Genomic DNA, 18,204 nt, shown 5'->3' on the forward strand with positions numbered 1-18,204 from the left:
AATAAAGATAAACAATGATTATCTATATTTTAAAAAAAATAGTGACGTTTTTATTTATTATCTGCTTACTTGCTCAGATTAGCTTCTGTCTGGTCTACTTTGCCCCTCAATCTATTTTTAGTAATTTGACTTTTATTGATGCTTATAGTGTTTTTTTTAAACAGTTACTACAAGGTCAATTTAAATTAGCATCGGGTGAGATTTTACCATTTTTAGATACCTTGTTGACAACGTTTGAACTTTGTATTTTAGCCCTGCTTGTCGCGTTACTTATTGGATTACCTTTAGGTATTTTTCTTGGTTTAAGTAATGTAAATTGGTTGAATGCGACTATTCGATTAGGTTGTTTGATATTTTATTCTTGCCCGATAGTGATGTTGGCAACGATAGTGATGTTTTATCTCTCGTCGACATGGCCGATTTCAATGAACTTTGATATTTCACCATCAATAACAGGTAGCTCTTTGCTTGAGATTTTAATTTCATCAAGGTCAGATAAGTTAACAGCCTTGTTAGATCAACTTCACTATTTACTTTTGCCAACTATCATTTTAGCTATTCAGCCAAGTATTATGACCATTCAACTAGTGAGTGAAAACGTTAAAAATACCTCAAGGCAAAACTATATTAAAATGGCAATTATTCGGGAGCGTTCACCGTTTAAAATATTACGTCGGCATTTATTACCCAATTCAATTCCGGCAACAATTCCACAATTGACTTATAACACCACGACTTTACTGTTTTTGACCATAGTGGTTGAAATTTTGTTTAATCGAATTGGTTTAGGTCAATGGTTGATGATGGCTTATCGTAATCATAATTATTTTATTATTGCGATAGCACTTTTTGCGTGTGGAACGGTAATTAGTTTATTGACTTTATTAGGCGAGATAACAGCTGTTGCTATTTATCCATTACGTCATAAGGAACATTATGTCTAGGATAATTCAGTTAGGTAAGCGAATAAATTCATGCTTCCATAGGCTCCATAGCAATTTATACCTTATCGTGAGCTTTTATGGAATTTTAGCGATTGCTTTTATTGCGTTATCAACCAAGTGGTTTTTTCATGCTCATTTGAATCCTATTTATGCAACGTCATTACCGCCAGCTTGGTGGCCTAATGGTGATATTAATCATATATTAGGTACTACTGAGCAAGGGCAAGATATTTTTGACTATTTATTAATCGGTTATCGGTCAACGATTTCAATGACCTTAAAAGCAGTTTTTTATGTCATCATAATCGGCGGGATGATTAACTATTTAATGTTCTTTGTCGCATTTATTCGACCGTTTATCTTATTTATCTTTAGATTCTTTATGGTTGTGCCACCATTATTGGGTGTGATTGTAATTAGTTTGCTATTAGAAGATGATATTACCAATATCTTAGTGATCATTGGTTTATCTTATGCGCCACGGTTTATTTATAATATCCATCAACGTGTTATTAAAGAGTGGAATAAAACCTACATCACCGCTTATCGACTTGATGGTTTATCTTCATTTTCTATTTTAAATCATTATATTGTACCTAATATCCTACCGGTTTATTTGACCGAGATAGTGTCATTATTTGGTTCGGTTATTTTAGCTATCACAACCATTACGTTTTTAGGCTTTGCGAATGATTTTTCTCGACCTGATTTAGGCATGATGATGTTTAAGATGAAAGACATAATGGATGTTAATTTATTGGCCTTTTTAGCTCCAGGAATTGCCGTCTGTGTTACGATTATTTTGGTTTATTTATTCAATTTTGGATTATATGGTCAGCGAGTAGGGCATTAATCATGGCACTATTAGACATTCGTAATTTAACTATTGAATTTATTACTCCTGATGGCCTGTTACGGGCGATTGATCGCGTCAATTTAAAACTATCAGAAGGCGAAATTCGAGGTCTAGTTGGTGAATCAGGTTCAGGTAAAAGTCTAATTGCTAAAGCGATACTTGGTGTCACTAATCATAATTGGAAGATTTCTGCTGATCGCTTCTATTTTAATGATGTTGATTTATTGAAGTTGACACCGAAACAACGGCGAAAAGTGATTAGTAATAATATATCCATGGTATTTCAAGAGCCACAATCTTGTTTAGATCCATCTATGAAAATCGGCCAACAATTAATTGAGGCCATTCCGCGAAGAACATTTAAAGGTCATTGGTGGCAACGACTGTTTTGGCGTAAGCATCGCGCGATTGAGTTACTACATCGTGTTGGGATTAAAGATCATAAAGAAATACTTAAATCATACCCATTTGAATTAACCGAAGGCGAATGTCAAAAAGTGATGATCGCTATAGCATTAGCTAATCAACCTAAATTACTGATTGCCGATGAACCAACCAATGCCATGGAAGCGACAACCGAAGCGCAAATATTTCGTTTGCTTGCGAGTATGAATCAAAATATGGGGACGACTATTTTACTGATTAGCCATGATTTGCAAATGGTTACTCGCTGGACTGATCGTATCAATGTCCTATATTGCGGACAAACTGTTGAGATTGCTGATAGTGAAGATTTGATTAAATCACCTTATCACCCTTATACTCAGGCATTGATTTATGCTATTCCTGATTTTGGTAAAGCGATGCCTCATAAAAGCCCTTTAAATACTTTACCTGGCGTTATTCCATCATTGGAACATTTACCCATTGGTTGTCGATTAGGACCTCGTTGTCCTTATGCCCAGAAAAAATGCATACAGGCACCAGAACTTATCCCAATTAAAGATCATTCGGTAGCCTGTCATTTTCCATTAAATACTGATGAGTAGTTATAGGAATAGTTAATGAACCCAATATTAAAAGTCCGAAATTTATCAAAGCGATTTAAAATCCCTAAAGGGCTCTTTGGTCATTTACAAATTGATGCTGTCAAACCTTTGTCATTTTCGCTAAACGAAGGGAAAACGTTAGCCATAATTGGACAAAATGGTTCCGGAAAATCGACATTAGCTAAAATGCTGGTTGGTATGATTAAACCTGATAGTGGCGATATTTGGATTGATGGTAACAAAGTAGAATATGGCGATTTTGGCCATCGTTCGCAACTGATACGCATGATATTTCAACATGTTGAAAGTTCATTTGATCCACGGCTTCGTATTGGTCAATTACTTGAAATTCCACTTAAACGCAATACCAATTTTAGTGTTTACGAACGAGAAAAATTGATTAGTGACGTTTTAAAACAAGTGGGCTTATTGCCTGAACACGCATCTTATTATCCGTCAGTGATGGCGGCAGGGCAAAAACAACGCGTTGCGTTAGCTAGAGCCTTAATTTTAAAACCGAAAGTGATTATTCTTGATGAAGCTTTAGCGGCTTTAGACATCTCAATGCGTTCACAAATTGTTAATTTAATGCTGTCGCTACAACAAGAACAAAATATATCTTATGTCTATGTCACACAAGATATTGGTATGATGAAACATATTAGTGACCAAATTTTAGTTATGCATAATGGTGATTTGGTTGAATATGGTAGCACTGCTGAAGTTCTGGCTTCGCCACTAAGTGAAATTACACAAAAACTTATCAATAGCTATTTTGGTGAGGCATTAACCGCAGATACTTGGCGGACCGATACCCGAGCTATTTAAATCCACTTCTTTGCTATATAGATTATCTGTAACATTTAAACCCAATTAGTCTGCTATTATTCTGATTTTGTTTGAAATATACTACCTATTATTGCTAATAAAAACGCTCGACAAATTATCTAAAACCCACTATATTTAGCTATACAGATTTCTAGACGTCTATTTGAAAATTATAAAAAGTAATTAATAGGAGCTTTTGATATGCCTATATGTATTCCTGATTCATTACCGGCAGTAGATGTATTACGTAATGAAAATGTATTTGTGATGACTGCAACGCGGGCTAATACTCAAGAAATTCGCCCACTAAAGCTTCTTTTTTTAAATTTGATGCCGAAAAAAATCGAAACTGAAAATCAGTTTTTACGGTTACTCTCTAATTCATCTTTACAGGTGAATATTCAGTTATTAAGAATAGATCAGCGTGAATCCAAAAATACGCCAATAGAACATCTGAATAGCTTTTATTGTGATTTTGAAGATATTCGTGAACAGAATTTCGATGGACTTATTATTACTGGAGCGCCATTAGGTAAAGTCGCTTTTTCAGATGTTGTGTATTGGCCTAAATTAGCTGAAATTATTACTTGGGCGAAAGATCATGTAACCTCAACCATGTTTGTTTGTTGGGCGGTGCAAGCGGCATTAAATGTCTTATATGATTTACCTAAATTCACCCGTTCACAAAAGTTATCCGGTGTTTATCAACACCAAATCTTGCAACCAAATGCTATTTTAACCCGTGGTTTTGATGATACATTTTTAGCACCACATTCTCGTAATGCTGATTTTCCAATTGATAAAATTAAAAACTATACCGATTTAAACATCTTAGCTGAGTCAGATATAACTGGCCCATACTTAATGGCAACCGCTGATAAACGAATGGCGTTTGTTACTGGGCATCCAGAATATGATTCATTTACTTTGGCCAATGAATATTATCGTGACTTAAAAGCCGGTATAAACCCTGAAATCCCTTTTAATTATTTCCCAGAAAATAATCCTAATTTAACTCCGAAAGCAACATGGCGAAGTCATGCTTATTTACTATTTAGTAATTGGCTCAACTATTATGTTTATCAATTAACGCCATTTGATTTAACGACTCGTAATTTAACAATTGATGATTAACTTTAATGATAGATGGACTTATTAAATGAATAACTCCATCTATTTGATAATTATTAAATATTGTTAATTATGTTAAGTAATTAAAAAACTAAGTGATATAGTTCTTCAATATCTGCTATATTTGTTTCTCTTGGATTTCCTTGTGTACATACATCAGCATACGCTGCTTCGGCTAATGCTTTTATGTCTTCCTTCTTCACACCAACCATATGTAAGTTTGTTGGAATTTTGACATCATTATTTAATTGGAAAACGGCATCCACGGCTGCATTTCGAGCATCTTCAATTGTCATATCTTCACTATTTTTTATCCCCATTGCTTTGGCTATATGCCGATATTTTTCACCGGTGTACGGCGCATTATATTGCATGATATGAGGAAGTAATATTGCATTTGCAACACCATGAGGAACATTATAAAAAGCACCCAATGGATGCGCCATACCATGAACTAAGCCGAGACCAACATTTGAGAATCCCATTCCAGCAATATATTGACCTAAAGCCATTTGTTCAACGCCATTGAGATCACCATTCACCGAATCGCGTAGTGAACGAGAGATAATTTCAATGGCTTTTAAATGAAACATATCACTCATCTCCCATGCACCTTTTGTGATATAGCCTTCTATTGCATGAGTCAGTGCATCAATCCCCGTTGCTGCTTTTAAACTGGCTGGCATACTCATCATCATATTAGGATCAACTAAAGTGAGAACCGGTATATCGTGAGGATCCACACAAACAAATTTTCTTTTATTCTCTTCATCGGTAATCACATAATTGATAGTCACTTCCGCTGCTGTTCCTGATGTGGTCGGAATTGCAATGATTGGGATAGACGGTTTTTTGGTTTGCGCTAAACCTTCTAAACTACGAATATCAGAAAATTCAGGATTATTTATTACAATTCCAATCGCTTTGGCGGTATCTTGCGGTGAACCACCACCAATCGCTATTAGATAATCTGCATTTGATTGCTTAAATATCTCTATGCCTTGTTTTACTATACTAATTGTTGGATTCGGCATAACTTCATCAAATATTTGATAATTTAATTCTGCCGAATCAAGTAATTCAGTAACCTTAGTTGCAACTTTAAATTTAATCAGCTCTTTATCAGTAACCACTAAAGCTTTTTGATAGCCACGTTTTTTTACTTCATCGATAATATTATTGATTGAATTCACCCCAAAATATGCGGTTTGATTCAAAATCATTCTATAACTCATTTTTTACCTCTTTCTTTATTAATATGCAACTGAAGATGATTTATTGGGGCTTTTTAACTGTTTAAACTGTTTTAATCGTTCATCAATCGCCTGCATATACAGCATTGTATCCACACCTACAGCAACGAAATTTGCCCCCCATGAGATACATTTTTGCGCCATTTCGATATCAACCGCTAAAAATCCAGCCGCTTTACCTAATTGCCTAATCCTCTTAATTGTTTTTTCAATTATTTTTTGTACATCTCGATGTCCAGCATTATCTGGATAACCTAAGGATGCGGATAAATCGGCAGGGCCAATAAATACGCCATCTACCCCGTCGGTCATAACAATTTCATCAAGATTTTCGAGTGCTTTTTTACTTTCAACTTGTACTAACAGACAGAGTGAATCGTTGACTTGTTGCATGTACTTTTCAATTTTTCCCCAGCGGGCAGCTCTTGCTACACTAGCGCCTACGCCACGGGCTCCTTCGGGCGGATAACGTGTCGCTGAAACTACTGCTTTTGCTTGTTCACCTGTTTCAACCATTGGTATTAATAATGTCTGAGAACCAATATCTAAAATCTGTTTTATGTTAGCTTGACTGCCTTCTAAAGGGCGCACGACAGGATGACTGGCATATGGAGCGATTGCTTGTAATTGGGTGAGTAATGTTTGTGCTGTATTTGGCGCATGTTCACCATCAAGTAGTAACCAATCATATTCTGAGGTTGCAGCAATTTCAGCCATATAAGATGTCGCTGAAGATAACCAAAGGCCAATTTGTAAATTTCCTTTGGTTATTTCTTGTTTGAATTTGTTTTCCAATAGTTTTTTCATTATGTTATTCCTAATGTATTAGGAGCTTATTGATAAAATCAATAAGCTCAGTTGGTTAACTATTTTTGTTAGTTTGTTTTAGCATGAATATAGTTATAGTGCCGATTATTGTTATCAGTGCTAAAGTTAGTAAGCCTGCTATATTGTTATTAAAAAGCGTTTCTGCTTTTACCCGAATAATTGGTGCTAAAAAACCACCAAATGCACCAAACATATTAATAAATCCTATGCCTGCTGCTAGGGCTGCTCCAGATAACAGGTTAGTTGGTATAGTCCAAAAAACAGGTTGTACCGCAATAAAACCAATCGCTGCAAAACAAAGGGCAATAATTGCAATGCTAGGACTTGCAAGTGCAGAAATTCCAATACCTAAACCTGCTACCAATAATGTTATAGCAGCGATATTTCTTCTTTCTCCAACTTTGTCTGAGTATCGAGGAATAAAATAAGTACCGAATAATGCTGCAATCCAAGGAATTGCTGCGACCAGTGATGCTTTAAAACCAACCGTTGTTCCCATTAATTGGGCAACTTGCGTTGGTAAAAAGAAAATAAGCCCGTAAACACTAATTTGAATTATCATGTAAATAATAGCTAGATGCCAAACAGTGACATTACTGATAGCATCGATTATTTTAGATGTTGTTTTTACACTCTCTTCTGATGATAATTTTTCTTGTAACGCTTGTTTTTCATTTTCATTTAAAAATCTAGCATTACTGATGTTGTCATCAAGGTAAATAAACGTGACAACACCAGCTATAACAGCAAGAATACCTTCAATAATAAACATCCAGTACCAACCTGGGTGATCTAAAAAGCCATGCATTTCTAATAAAGCACCAGATAGCGGTGAGCCAAATGTTAGCGCTAAAGGTGCTCCCATATAAAATAACCCCATTATTCCTGCGCGATGCTTTTGTGGGAACCATTGCGAAGTTAAATAGATCATCCCCGGGAAGAAACCGGCTTCCGCCATACCAAGCATTACACGAACAGTTAAAAATTTCCATTCGGAATCAGCATAAGCCATGGCGGCGGATAATAATCCCCATACTAAAGTTGTACCACCAATCCAGTAACGAGCACCAAATTTACGCATTAATAAATTGGCAGGTGCGCCTAAAAAAGCATAAGCTACGAAGAAAATACCAGCTCCAAATGCAAATGCTTCATTACTTAGCCCTGTATCTAATTGATATGCCGATTTGGCAAAGCCAATATTTGCACGGTCTAAAAATGCTAATACGTAGAGTATTAACATGAATGGAACCAGTCTTAAACGGGTTTTGCTTACCGCTTTTTCGAGAATATTAGACATAAAAAACCCCCCTCTCCATAAAAATGACAGAGATATAAATAATGTGCAGATGAGGAAAATAATTTTATTTAATCTAAAATCGCAGTTTTAAGCTCCTTTTAAAACTGCAATAAATCAATAAATAAACTTCTTTTTCCTCATATAATTAATGAGAATAAGGACGAATTAATTTACATTCACGATTTAATTCAACACCAAATCCAGGTTTATCCAGTACCGATTTATGAATTTTTCCATTTACAGGAACCGGTTCATCAATCAATATTGGATCAAATTGTGGACGGAGTGTTGAACAATCCGGACTTGTCATTAAAAACTCACTAAATGGGGTATTTGTGAAGGTAATTACTGCATGGTGAGAATAAACAGATGAACCATGAGGTACGACCAGCTGTCCTTTTGATTTCGCAATTGCAGCAATTTCAAGTAAGGTGGTTAAGCCACCACACCAACCAACATCTGGTTGCATGATATCAATGCCAGTTTCAGATAATGTTCTAAATGATTGAATTGTTCCATGATGTTCACCAGATGTGACCATCATTCCTGGCGGTGCATTGCGTTTTAACTCTCGGTATCCTTCATATTGTTGCGGAGGTAAACATTCTTCAATCCATTTTAAGTTATAAGGTGCACAAGCATAAGCAAGTTTTGTGGCATAATTTACGTCTTGACTCATCCAGCAATCAAGCATTAGCCAAAAATCAGGTCCACACTTTTCGCGCATGCCGGCAACCATTTGCGCATCCTTTTTAATGCCTTGATCACCGTCATGTGGTCCCCAATGGGTAGGCATCTTGCCACCAATAAAGCCCATCTCTTTTGCCAAATCAGGTCGAGCACCAGTTGCATAAAATTGAATTTCATCACGGACTGCACCACCTAATAATTTATAGACAGGTAGATCAGTCACTTTACCAAATAGATCCCAAAGGGCTAAATCAACGCAGGATATCGTGTTCATCACTAAACCCCCTGAACCAGAATAATACATGGTGGCATTCATCATTTGGTCGTGAATTAGTTTGATATCAGAAACACATTTTCCTTCAATAAATCTATTTAGATGTTTTTCAACAATAAAACATCCCATTTCTCCGCCAGTTGATACGGCAAAGCCAATTTGTCCATTATCAGCTTCAACTTCGACAATAAGTGTTCCAAGAACGTTAATACCAAAAGATTGACGTGATTGTTCATAGTCTTTATACTTACTCATTGGCGTGGCGATATGGTCGTCGATCCAGTGGTGGCCGCCCTGATCGTGATAGTCTGCCCCGCCACTACCTTTCTCGGCGGTTGCTCCTCCCATAAAATAAGCTCTTACTTCTTTTATTTTTGGTAGCTTCATTTAATTTCTCCTTTAAAAGTTACAAAAATTATTCGTACATAAGACAACCCAATTCTTTTGAGATATCTTTTGCACATTCCTTGATTTTAATCGTAATTTGCGGTAATACATGGTCGGTTATTTGAAATGTTGTTCCTACAGCCGATATTGCCGCAGCAATATTATTTTGTGCATTAAATATAGGTGCGGCTATGCATCTGATATTGATATAATCTTCTTCATTATCAAAACTACAACCTTGTTGACGAATCTTGGCCAATTCAGCATGTAATGAACTGATGGACATAATTGTATTTGCGGTTTTTTGTTCAAAAGAAAGTTGGTTAACGATTTCAGATATTTTTTCGCTAGGTTGGAAGGCTAATAAGCATTTACCGACGCCAGAACGATAAAGCGATACTTGTTTTCCTACATAAGAACGAACACTGATTGTGCTGTGTGATTCACATTTCAAAATATAATAAGCGGTTTTGTTATCTAAAATTCCTAAATGAGTTAAAAGCCCGGTATTATTGGTTAATCTGGCAAGATGTTTTTTGGCTATTTCTCTAATATCAAAACAATTTGAAGCAAGCTCACCTAATTCGACTAATTTGATCCATAAAAAATAATCACCATTCTGATCTTGTTTAATAAATTGATATGACTTTAGTTCTTCTAGTAAAAGATAAGCAGAACTTTTAGGTATTTGTAGGCTATTGATTATTTCTGCAGCACTGCATCTACCTTTAGACGAGATAAAGTTAAGTATTTTGATTGTTCTTTGTAAAGCGGGTACTTTTGACATACATTCCTATATATTGTACTTTTATCCTGTATATTGGATAAGTAGATTTTACGTTTATCAAATCTTAGCACAACTATTTAATCACATAATTGTGAACTTGATCATAAAAAATATATAATTAACAATCGGTTATTCCTTTATATTGGAATTTTTGGGGTCGTTCCAATATAAAGGAATTTAAAATAGTCTAATTTATAAGATGTCTTAAATTTGAGTGTTGTGATTTAAATTGAAATGATGAAATAGGGTGGTTTTTAATTAGAAACGATTTAGTAGTATGAATAAAATAACATGCAAATATTAGTTAGGCGGTATAGACTCCTCAATTATTTTTACAAATAAACTTCATCAATCAAAGCAAAGATAATAATTATCTGAAAAAATAATTAACCAATAAGAATATTGATTGATAAAGATTAAGACATACCACATATTGGCAATAACCCTGGTTAAAGGTTAATGTTAATACATCTTTACTCATTTCTGCACGTTTTTATGAGTAGTTTACTCATACTTAAAACTTAATAACATGGTATAGACTCCTCAATTATTTTTACAAATCAATTTCAGTAACTCGAACCAAAGTAATTATATTTCTATGAGAGATATGTTTTTATTGTTTTTCTGCTGCTATTAAGAACATTGGCGTTGAATGGTAATTAATTTGTTCAATTTCATCCCAAACTATCTTTGATATATCGTTTTCAATATGAATATTTTTATAACCGATTGATTGTAGAATATTCATATCCCATTCGGGTCTGATTTTTTGACTTAACGGTAGTAATCTGGCGATCCGTTCCATTTCGTAGGTATCGGTTTGTCGATAATGATCGTCTATACCACAATTGGCTGTATTTTCTCGGTCTTGCATGTATTGTGAATGAAGATCTTTATTAAAAAGGAATAAGTACCAGTTTGCATCAAAATTAAGTAATTTTCCTTTAGAATTTAGTACTCGAAACCATTCTTGATAAGCTACTGTGGGATTACTTAGGTTCCAAGTTACATTACGTAATACAATTAAATCAAAATGATTATCGTCAAACGGTAAGCAATGAACATCTGATAAAACAAAATTCACTTTTACCTGATATTGCGAGGCATTGTCTTTTGCTTGATCTATCATCGCTTGAGTAACGTCAACCGCGGTTACTTCATGGCCAGCTAAAGCTAAGGTAATCGCCAAAAAACCAGGACCGGCTCCAATGTCTAATATTCGTAATTTATTTTTGTTAGGAGCATGGTTTAAAATTAGCTTTTGCCAGATTTTTCTTTTATCCGTTGCTAGTTCATCTTGGTTAGTTTGGCTGTATCCTTTAGCTCGGTTTGTCCAATAGATAATAAGATCTTGCAAAAGATTATCATCATTATTATTTGCTATTAGCACTTAATTTCTCGCGTTTTTAAATAATTTTTAATTGTGAGACAGGTAGTATAATCATTATTACTCGATAAAATAATATCTACTACTATAACTTTATAGATAAGTTTTTTAGTATTAGGAATAGGGTATTATTTGAAATAGCTAAAAGTAAATTTTAGCGTGAATGATTTGAAATGCCACCAATGTAGATAGGTGGCACTTTGTATCAATTTTATTCTATATAGGCACCGGCCATTAATGATTTAGCTCTTTCTGTATATTGTTTAAATACACCTTTTCGTTTTGAATAATCGGGAGGTGTCCATTTTTGCTTACGTTTAGTAAATATTTCAGCAATTTCTTCTGCAGATTTAATTTCACCATTAATACCAATAATATTAAGTTTTCTAGCATGCACATCAATTTCGACAATATCATTATCTTCAACAAGTGCAATTGGACCGCCATCCGCAGCTTCAGGAGATACGTGACCAATGCATGGACCATGTGTTGCTCCCGAAAAACGTCCATCGGTGACCAATGCGACACTACCATTAAGACGCTTATCAAAGACAATTGCATCTGTGGTCATTAGCATTTCTGGCGCACCTGAACCTTTTGGCCCTTCATAACAAATGAAAATAACGTCACCAGGATTAACCTTATTATTAATAATAGCCTCTTGAGCTGCTTCTTCCGAATTATAAACTTTGGCAGGTCCAGTATGTTTATGCATATCAGGACTACATGCAGTATATTTTATAACGGCACCATCTGGCGCTATATTGCCTTTTAAAACAGCGATGGATCCCATTTTTTCTTTGTTAGGTTTACGAATTAAATCATTTCGTTCTAATTTGTAATTATGCAAATAGCCTAAATTACGGTCAAAGAAACCGGTTTGCTGCATCATTTCCAAATTATCACCTAAAGATCGCCCAGTAACTGTCATTACATCAAGATCGAGTAAATCCTTAATCATCCATTGAACCATTGGAATACCGCCGGCAAACCATAATAGTTCTGTTACGTATTTTCCACTTGGCTGTACATTGGTAAGGTATGGTACAGTATTATTAATGCGATCAAATACATCTGCGGTTAATTCAAATCCTGATGCATGTGCAATTGCCGGTAGGTGAATAAGCGCATTTGTACTACCACTGATAGCTGCGTGTACCTTAATGGCATTTTCAAATGCTGCTGGTGTGAGTATTTTACGTGATGTGATTCCTTCTTTGGCTAGATACATGGCATGATGTCCAGCGGATCTGGCCATCCTACGAATTTCAGACATTGTCGATGGTGCTAATGCGCTTCCAGGTAATGCTAAGCCAAGTGCTTCTGACATACATTGCATTGTACTGGCGGTACCCATGAATTGACATGCGCCAGCGGTAGGGCAACCACATCTTTGTAAGGTTTGAATTTGTTTGATATCAATTTCACCTTTTTTATATTGTGCAGTGGCACCGCCTAAGTCTGATGTCGTCATATTAGGAGCCGGACGCATTGAACCACCAGGAACATGAACTAATGGTATATCTAGTCGTGCTGCTGCAATTAAGTGAGCAGGTACTGATTTATCACAACTTGAAATAAGTACGGCTGCATCATAGGGTATGACAGAACCATGAATTTCGACCATATTAGCAATCGCTTCCCTTGAGGCTAATATATAATTCATGCCATCATGACCTTGTCCCCAGCCATCACAAATATCTGTAACATGGCTACGTACTGAACGACCGCCTCGTTCATGCACGCCAAGAACAACTTCATAACCTAAACTATCAAGATGATAACTACCCGGATGACTTTCTCCATAACAGTCATCAATAAGAACTTGTGGTTTTTCAGTATCTTCAACGGTATAATTCATGCCCATTCGTAATGCATCTAATTGTGACCATAGATCTCTGGCAAATTTACATTTTTGTTGCATAATTTCCTCCAATGCTTTTTTAATTTTTTATTTTGTTGGTTTTGCGGTTACAGCAGGTAGCGTGAATAATAGAATAATTGCAATGATTAAAGCCCCAACTAAGGTATATAGTCCTGCATTTTTACTTACGGTAACGGTTAATAAACCAACTAGATATGGCCCGATAAATCCTCCTAGATTACCAAGGGCATTGATTGTTCCTCGTACTCCACCTAAAACATTTGATGGGAATAATAGTGGTGGTAATGTCCAAAATGGGCCGGCGTATGCTTGTAGGAAAAAGCCACAGAGAACCATCATTCCATATGCAAGCCATGTGTTATTTTCTAATAATATTGATAAAGTTAAACAGATAGCAAAACCAATCATTGGAATTGCGGTATATAATCTACGATTCATGGTTTGGTCACATAATTTAGCAATATAATATTGTCCAAAAATGCAAAGAATGTATGGTGCTGCGGTTAATAGTCCAACAATAGACATACCACTACCGGTTAATTGTTTAATTAACATTGGCATCCAAAGGGCAAAACCGTAAAAACCAATTTGGAAGAAGAAATAGATAGCAACCAGTTTCCATAAGTTGATACTACTTAATACTGTTTTAACACTTGCTTTGTCATCTAATTTTATAAGCGCTTTATCTTCGGCAAATTGTTGGTTTAACCAATTTAATTCTTTAGGATCTAGCCATTTAGCTTGATGAGGATAATCAGAAACAAGAGGCATCCAAACAAAGAGTAATGCTAAAGATATAATACCTTCAATGATAAACATTTCTCTCCAACCCCAAGCTTCAATTAACCAACCAGATAATGGACCGGTAATGATAGATGCTGCCGCTAAATTCATTTGGAAAAATGCAATTGCTCTAGCTCTTTCATGATTTGGAAACCAATGCCCAATCAATGCCAATATAGCAGGGTATACTCCCCCTTCAGCTACCCCCAATATAAAACGTATGATAAGTAATTGAATGGGATCTCGAACAAATCCTGTTATTGCAGCAAAACCGCCCCAAATAACTATAGTCCATGCGATAAATTTTTTTGCACTATAGCGTTCAGCGATTTGACCACCAGGAATTTGTAAAAATATATAGCCAATAAAAAAGATCCCAGCGACAAGACCTGCGAAAGACGCGGTCATACCTAAGTCTTTATTCATTCCTCCAGCAATACCAATGGCAATATTTGTTCTGTCCATATATGCCACGATATACACCAGAATGGTAGCCGGAATTATATGTTTCCAACGCCCTTTAGGAATTGTTTTATCTTCTGTATTATTCATATGGATGCCTCCAATTATTTATTTATAATAGGAATTTGAGCAGACTCTAATACTTGAATTAATAGGTCTTTTTTGTTTTTTGGTAGTTTTGTTACCGGCGCCAAAACCTCAGTTGAAATATCTACTCCAGTTAGTTTGATAGCTTGTTTAATAACCCCAAAGAAAGGCGATTCAATCGCATAAACCGGCATTAATTTTGCTAATTGACGCTGTAATTTAAATGCGGTTTGGTAATCTTTTTCAATGAATGCGTTATAAATTCCCTTGGTAATTTTCGGGGCAAAATTAAATGTTGCAGGAATGCCACCATGACCACCAAGAATAAGCGTGTCTAACATATATTCATCAAATCCACTGAAGATGATAAAATCTGGACGGAAGGCGTGAACTCTGTTGATGACTTCTCGGGTATGGCTTATGTTATCAATGGTGTCTTTCAAACCAATAATATTTGGCTGATCCTTGGCTAATCGAGTAATAACATCAATACCAATATCTTGACCGGTTAATGTAGGGAAATTGTAAAGTAGCACTGGTATATCAAGATTTTCAGCGACAGTTTTATAATGGTGATAAATGGCTTCACTATTTAATAAAGCATAATATGGATTAACCACTAAAACGGCATCTGCGCCTATTTGTGCTGCATGCTGACCATATTCAATAGTTTCTTTAGTACTTGGACTGGATATTCCAATCATAACTGGAATGCGTTTATTAATATGCTTTACCGCAAATTCAGCAACTTCAAGTCGTAGTTTCGGTGGCATATGACAAAATTCACCACCACTCCCTAAAATCAAAACGCCATCAGCTTCACTATCGATCAGATGATCTAATAGATTAGCCATTCCTTTTTTATCCAGTTCCCCATGTTTATCTACAATTGTCGGCACGGGTGGAAATATCCCTTTAAATTTTGCTAAACTCATTTCTTCTCCTTTGTTCATAATACGGAACTTTATTTCTTTCTTGTGAACGGATTATTGAGGAAAAAATTTTGAATTGCAATGCATTAATTCAAAAGAAAATTAATTTTGTGATCTTCCTCTCATTGTAAAAAATAATTTTTTTGGCAAGTTTGTTTTTTCCGTATAATGAAATTAAGTTCTTTTTGTGGAATTTTTTGAAATTTGATTAATTTAAGAGGTAAATATGATTTATTACATTCCACCCGTTAATTTATTAGGAAAAGGATGTCTATCTGAGTTAGGGGTACCGGTTAAAAAACTAAATTGTCAAAAGGCATTTGTGGTTAGTGACAAGTTTTTAGTCGGTAATGGAACGGTAGATAGAGTAGTTGATATTTTAGCCAAAGAGGGAATTGAATCGGTTATTTTTTATGATGTTAAACCAAATCCTACCGTTGCTAATGTTGAAAATGCACTAAAATTATGCCAAGAATCTAAATGTGATTTTGTGGTTTCCATTGGTGGTGGATCACCTCAGGATTGTGGTAAAGCGGTTGCGGTGTTAGCGACTAATGGTGGCAAAATTACCGATTATGAAGGGATGCATAAAAGTAAACATAAATGTTTACCTATCGTGGCAATAGCAACCACCGCAGGTACATCTGCCGAAGTTACCATCAATTACGTGATTACTGATGAAAGCAGACACGTAAAAATGATTATGGTCGATCCAAATACACTGGCATCAATAACGGTTAGTGATCCCGATTTAATGATTTCTAAACCAGCAAATTTAACCGCAGCAACCGGTATGGATGCATTAACTCATGCAATAGAAGCGGTGGTAGCTAAAGGCGCGATGGATGTCACTGATTCGACCGCACTATATGCAATTGGTCAAACCTTTAAATATTTAGCGCGCGCGGTTAAAAATGGTAACGATATTGAAGCCAGAGAACAAATGAGTTATGCCTGCTTTTTAAATGGTATTGCTTTTAGTAATGCTGGCTTAGGTAATGTGCATGCGATGGCACATCAACTAGGTGGTCTTTATGATTTACCTCATGGGGTCTGTAATGCCATGCTATTATCGGTAGTTGAAAAGGAGAATGCGAAACATGCCCCAGAAAAATTTAGAGCGATTGCCGATACAATCGGATTAGATACTAAAAATAAAACCGACCAAGAATGTGTTGATTATGTGATAAAAAGAATTGAAGATTTAGCGCAAGAAGTCGGTATTCCTAAATCATTGAAGGAGTTAGGCGTTGATAATCCTGATTTTGAGTTATTGGCGGAAAATTCAATGAAAGATGCTTGTGCCGGTGCTAATCCCGTCTTTTTTGATAAACAAAAGCTTATTGAGCTATTTAAGAAGATAGCTTAATGAGTTATGGATTAAAATAGTTAAAATAATATTGAATCATTATGATTCAATATTATTGAAACTTGCTAGTCAGTTGTTGACATGCTTTACGCACTAGCTCTGAATATTTTTCGATCTTCTCTACCGGTAGTTGAAAAAGCACACCAGAAATACTAATCGCTGCAATTGGTTCATGATTTTTATTAAAAATAGGAGCAGCGATACAATGGACACCTTTTACATCTTCTTGATTGTCATAGGCCCAACCTTGCGAGCGAATTTTCGCTAGCTCTTTTTTTAACAGTTTTTTGCTGGTAATTGTGGTGTCGGTATATTTAACCAATTTATCTTCTGGTATAAGTTGATCGATTTTCTCATCTGGCAACCAAGCTATCAATGCTTTACCAATACCGGAACTATGCAAGGGTAATTTTTTACCTATCCAAGTGCGAATACCGATAGCTTGGTCATTTTCAATTTTTGCAATATAGACTGAATATAGACCATCTAACACACCTAGATGGCAAGTTAAGTTGGTTTGATCTCTTAATTTTGACATCAATGGTTCCGCTATTTTTGTGATATCAAACTGTTCCAGCGATTTATCACCCCATTCATGCAATTTTAATCCAAGATAATATTGGTTCTGATCTTGACGCAAAATACCATGCATGACTAATGCATTAAGTAGTGTTGAAGTGCTGCTTTTAGGTAAATTAAGGTCCTGAAATATCTGACTAAAAGTTGCGCCTTTGTGATTACCTAAATAATCACAAATGCGTACTATTTTATCTAATGCAGGTACTAGAGTTTGAATATTTGGCATGAAATATCCTAATATAATAATGTCAAAAATTTAGTTATTTTATTGGTACTAATTAGTTAGAAAATTATTTTTTGAACGGTTATATGTATAAAATAGCTTATCCTTAACATTATATTCAAGTTATTTGATTAGGAAAAGAAAATAACTTTTATTATTTTTTATTTTAACTTAATTTGAAAGAATAAATCCTTATCTTGCATCATGTTAGGCATAGTTATATTATGGTT

General features: G+C 35.3%; 16 protein-coding genes. 6 read left to right on the top strand and 10 right to left on the bottom strand.

What is annotated here, in order from left to right; translation table 11 throughout:
• The first annotated feature begins 14 nt into the window (after positions 1–14).
• The 5 genes from AC5LXI_RS02880 (at position 15) to metA (ending at position 4,751) form a co-directional block, all read left to right on the top strand.
• Entirely contained in the window at positions 15–944 is a 930-nt protein-coding gene (locus tag AC5LXI_RS02880; RefSeq protein ID WP_493443437.1) for an ABC transporter permease subunit, read from the top strand.
• The gene (locus tag AC5LXI_RS02885) at positions 937–1,797 is read left to right on the top strand and encodes an ABC transporter permease subunit (protein ID WP_493443438.1); all 861 of its coding nucleotides are present in this window, start codon (positions 937–939) and stop codon (positions 1,795–1,797) included. The genes AC5LXI_RS02880 and AC5LXI_RS02885 overlap by 8 nt, the downstream gene beginning before the upstream one ends.
• A 2-nt stretch (positions 1,798–1,799) precedes the next feature.
• Complete coding sequence (sapD, locus tag AC5LXI_RS02890; protein ID WP_493443439.1) at positions 1,800–2,789, top strand: putrescine export ABC transporter ATP-binding protein SapD; 990 nt, start codon at positions 1,800–1,802, stop codon at positions 2,787–2,789.
• A 15-nt stretch (positions 2,790–2,804) separates the two neighbouring features.
• Positions 2,805–3,617, top strand: coding sequence for a peptide ABC transporter ATP-binding protein (locus tag AC5LXI_RS02895; RefSeq protein WP_493443440.1), 813 nt, complete (start codon positions 2,805–2,807; stop codon positions 3,615–3,617).
• Positions 3,618–3,818: 201 nt separating this feature from the next.
• Positions 3,819–4,751, top strand: a complete 933-nt coding sequence (metA, locus tag AC5LXI_RS02900) for a homoserine O-succinyltransferase MetA (protein WP_493443441.1) — start codon at positions 3,819–3,821, stop codon at positions 4,749–4,751.
• Positions 4,752–4,831: 80 nt separating this feature from the next.
• On the opposite strand, the gene fucO is transcribed toward metA, so the two are convergent.
• From fucO to AC5LXI_RS02945, 9 genes are all read right to left on the bottom strand, one after another.
• Complete coding sequence (gene fucO / locus AC5LXI_RS02905; RefSeq protein WP_493443442.1) at positions 4,832–5,983, bottom strand: lactaldehyde reductase; 1,152 nt, start codon at positions 5,981–5,983, stop codon at positions 4,832–4,834.
• Between the two features lie 18 nt (positions 5,984–6,001).
• The gene (gene yfaU / locus AC5LXI_RS02910; RefSeq protein ID WP_493443443.1) at positions 6,002–6,808 is read right to left on the bottom strand and encodes a 2-keto-3-deoxy-L-rhamnonate aldolase; all 807 of its coding nucleotides are present in this window, start codon (positions 6,806–6,808) and stop codon (positions 6,002–6,004) included.
• A 55-nt stretch (positions 6,809–6,863) separates the two neighbouring features.
• Positions 6,864–8,129: an MFS transporter gene (locus AC5LXI_RS02915; protein ID WP_493443444.1), complete on the bottom strand. Its 1,266-nt coding sequence runs from the start codon at positions 8,127–8,129 to the stop codon at positions 6,864–6,866.
• Between the two features lie 145 nt (positions 8,130–8,274).
• Positions 8,275–9,480 carry an L-rhamnonate dehydratase gene (rhmD, locus tag AC5LXI_RS02920; protein WP_493443445.1) on the bottom strand — a complete coding sequence of 402 codons (1,206 nt, stop codon included), beginning with the start codon at positions 9,478–9,480 and terminating at the stop codon, positions 8,275–8,277.
• 28 nt (positions 9,481–9,508) lie between these two features.
• On the bottom strand, positions 9,509–10,267 hold the full coding sequence (locus AC5LXI_RS02925; protein WP_493443446.1) for an IclR family transcriptional regulator: 759 nt from the start codon (positions 10,265–10,267) through the stop codon (positions 9,509–9,511).
• A gap of 613 nt (positions 10,268–10,880) precedes the next feature.
• Complete coding sequence (locus tag AC5LXI_RS02930) at positions 10,881–11,651, bottom strand: class I SAM-dependent methyltransferase (RefSeq protein WP_493444241.1); 771 nt, start codon at positions 11,649–11,651, stop codon at positions 10,881–10,883.
• 214 nt (positions 11,652–11,865) lie between these two features.
• Positions 11,866–13,578 carry a dihydroxy-acid dehydratase gene (gene ilvD / locus AC5LXI_RS02935; RefSeq protein WP_493443447.1) on the bottom strand — a complete coding sequence of 571 codons (1,713 nt, stop codon included), beginning with the start codon at positions 13,576–13,578 and terminating at the stop codon, positions 11,866–11,868.
• Between the two features lie 27 nt (positions 13,579–13,605).
• Positions 13,606–14,874: an MFS transporter gene (locus AC5LXI_RS02940; RefSeq protein ID WP_493443448.1), complete on the bottom strand. Its 1,269-nt coding sequence runs from the start codon at positions 14,872–14,874 to the stop codon at positions 13,606–13,608.
• 14 nt (positions 14,875–14,888) lie between these two features.
• Positions 14,889–15,806, bottom strand: coding sequence for a dihydrodipicolinate synthase family protein (locus AC5LXI_RS02945; RefSeq protein WP_493443449.1), 918 nt, complete (start codon positions 15,804–15,806; stop codon positions 14,889–14,891).
• A gap of 223 nt (positions 15,807–16,029) precedes the next feature.
• Here AC5LXI_RS02945 and AC5LXI_RS02950 point away from each other — a divergent pair, with 223 nt between their 5' ends.
• On the top strand, positions 16,030–17,172 hold the full coding sequence (locus AC5LXI_RS02950) for an iron-containing alcohol dehydrogenase (protein ID WP_493443450.1): 1,143 nt from the start codon (positions 16,030–16,032) through the stop codon (positions 17,170–17,172).
• A 52-nt stretch (positions 17,173–17,224) separates the two neighbouring features.
• On the opposite strand, the gene AC5LXI_RS02955 is transcribed toward AC5LXI_RS02950, so the two are convergent.
• Entirely contained in the window at positions 17,225–17,977 is a 753-nt protein-coding gene (locus tag AC5LXI_RS02955) for an IclR family transcriptional regulator (RefSeq protein WP_493443451.1), read from the bottom strand.
• Positions 17,978–18,204 lie beyond the last annotated feature (227 nt).

The sequence above is a fragment of the Gilliamella sp. LMG 34361 genome, from assembly GCF_984569075.1.

Bases quoted from the DNA above. Each gene is read 5' to 3' on its own strand.
- AC5LXI_RS02940 (WP_493443448.1), bottom strand. From the start codon at position 14,874: ATGAATAATACAGAAGATAAAACAATTCCTAAAGGGCGTTGGAAACAT.
- metA (WP_493443441.1), top strand. From the start codon at position 3,819: ATGCCTATATGTATTCCTGATTCATTACCGGCAGTAGATGTATTACGT.
- sapD (WP_493443439.1), top strand. From the start codon at position 1,800: ATGGCACTATTAGACATTCGTAATTTAACTATTGAATTTATTACTCCT.
- AC5LXI_RS02950 (WP_493443450.1), top strand. From the start codon at position 16,030: ATGATTTATTACATTCCACCCGTTAATTTATTAGGAAAAGGATGTCTA.
- rhmD (WP_493443445.1), bottom strand. From the start codon at position 9,480: ATGAAGCTACCAAAAATAAAAGAAGTAAGAGCTTATTTTATGGGAGGA.
- AC5LXI_RS02945 (WP_493443449.1), bottom strand. From the start codon at position 15,806: ATGAGTTTAGCAAAATTTAAAGGGATATTTCCACCCGTGCCGACAATT.
- ilvD (WP_493443447.1), bottom strand. From the start codon at position 13,578: ATGCAACAAAAATGTAAATTTGCCAGAGATCTATGGTCACAATTAGAT.
- AC5LXI_RS02955 (WP_493443451.1), bottom strand. From the start codon at position 17,977: ATGCCAAATATTCAAACTCTAGTACCTGCATTAGATAAAATAGTACGC.
- AC5LXI_RS02880 (WP_493443437.1), top strand. From the start codon at position 15: ATGATTATCTATATTTTAAAAAAAATAGTGACGTTTTTATTTATTATC.
- AC5LXI_RS02915 (WP_493443444.1), bottom strand. From the start codon at position 8,129: ATGTCTAATATTCTCGAAAAAGCGGTAAGCAAAACCCGTTTAAGACTG.
- AC5LXI_RS02885 (WP_493443438.1), top strand. From the start codon at position 937: ATGTCTAGGATAATTCAGTTAGGTAAGCGAATAAATTCATGCTTCCAT.
- fucO (WP_493443442.1), bottom strand. From the start codon at position 5,983: ATGAGTTATAGAATGATTTTGAATCAAACCGCATATTTTGGGGTGAAT.
- yfaU (WP_493443443.1), bottom strand. From the start codon at position 6,808: ATGAAAAAACTATTGGAAAACAAATTCAAACAAGAAATAACCAAAGGA.
- AC5LXI_RS02895 (WP_493443440.1), top strand. From the start codon at position 2,805: ATGAACCCAATATTAAAAGTCCGAAATTTATCAAAGCGATTTAAAATC.
- AC5LXI_RS02925 (WP_493443446.1), bottom strand. From the start codon at position 10,267: ATGTCAAAAGTACCCGCTTTACAAAGAACAATCAAAATACTTAACTTT.